Raw genomic sequence first — 1,385 nt, forward strand, 5'->3', positions numbered from 1 at the left:
CTTCTATGTCAATTATGGCTATGTCTGATGCCAGCATACTTTTTAGAACACCACCAGATATTTTACTACACTATGCCTAATGCGTGGCTTCATTTCAAAAACGGTAATAAATTAACTGCCGTCACATGAAAGAAATAACATAAATAACTATAGTCAAAGAAACATCAAGTGGGTGTAAAGCAGCTGACTACAGATTGTACAAGTACTACATCTAGAAAAGAGACCATCGTAGCCATGTAGAATTTCTTTGAACTATATCTATACTAGATGCATTGTCATACACTTATTTATACAAAAAAACCCACTATAAAAGCAGGTCTTAATCGAATAAATTAGGTCTTAACAATGCACCTCCAATCATGCATGTAAACATTTAGCCATTGTTGTCATTAGATCCATCGTTTGACCTGTCTTCAAAGCCACCGTTATCTGCTGGGTTCTCAAAGCCACGATCTTGACCAAAGCCACCACGCTCAAAGCCGCGTTCTTGACTTTGACCAAAGCTACCACGTTCAAAGCCGCGTTCTTGACCTTGGCTAAAACCACCACGATTGAAGCCGCTGCGGTTAGAAGCAAAACCACGCTCTTCAAAACCACCTGCGCTAGCAGGGTTGCTACCACGTTCAAAGCCACCACCTTGATAACCAGTTGGAGCGCTTTGGGGTTGAGCACTAGTGCTTGGAGATGTACTACTACGAGGGTTGCGAGCTGGAACTACCGTTGAAATAGCATGCTTATAGACCATTTGACTGACAGTATTTTTGAGCAGAACAACATATTGATCAAACGATTCAATTTGGCCTTGTAGTTTGATACCGTTGACCAAAAAAATAGAAACAGGAATACGATCTTTTCGCAGCGAGTTCAAAAACGGATCTTGTAAAGTTTGTCCTTTTGACATGAAATCTCTCCTAAATATTATATAGTTATATTTTGAGCGCCAATTATTTTAAGTGTCGCTTTAATTATAATGGCTGAAGGTAGATACAATAATAAGCTATCTTTGTAAAACGTATCTAAATAGATCCTAACTCTTATTAAGTGATTCCACTTTATCGCGAATACATTATTATTGTAAATAATTAAGTAACTACTTGTGTCATTGCTTATTTCTATCAACATGCACCAGTAAGTAACGATTAGAGGAGCAGTAGTGCCATACAGTAGCATTCATTGTGATAGATTAAAATTATAACAGTTATCTGCGTTATGATTTGAAACTAATTGTCACTACTTTCTGATGAATTTATGCATCATAGTTTCTATATGTAAATTCATATTCCACCCCACTCTCAACTTCGAAAGTGATTGAAAAAAGAAGAGCACCTCACTAATCTATTGTTTTCGACCAAGAATACAATGGAGTTGTGAGATGCCCATAGACG

The 1,385-nt window shown here is 37.4% G+C and carries 1 protein-coding gene; it reads right to left on the bottom strand.

The window, feature by feature from the left end:
* Positions 1-373: 373 nt before the first annotated feature.
* Positions 374-901, bottom strand: a complete 528-nt coding sequence (gene hfq / locus EI164_RS16155) for an RNA chaperone Hfq (RefSeq protein ID WP_192520994.1) — start codon at positions 899-901, stop codon at positions 374-376.
* Positions 902-1,385: the final 484 nt, after the last annotated feature.

The organism is Psychrobacter sp. FME13, assembly GCF_014861395.1.
Classification (GTDB): domain Bacteria; phylum Pseudomonadota; class Gammaproteobacteria; order Pseudomonadales; family Moraxellaceae; genus Psychrobacter.

Coding starts and splice junctions, on each gene's coding strand:
- hfq (WP_192520994.1), bottom strand. CDS start 901: ATGTCAAAAGGACAAACTTTACAAGATCCGTTTTTGAACTCGCTGCGA.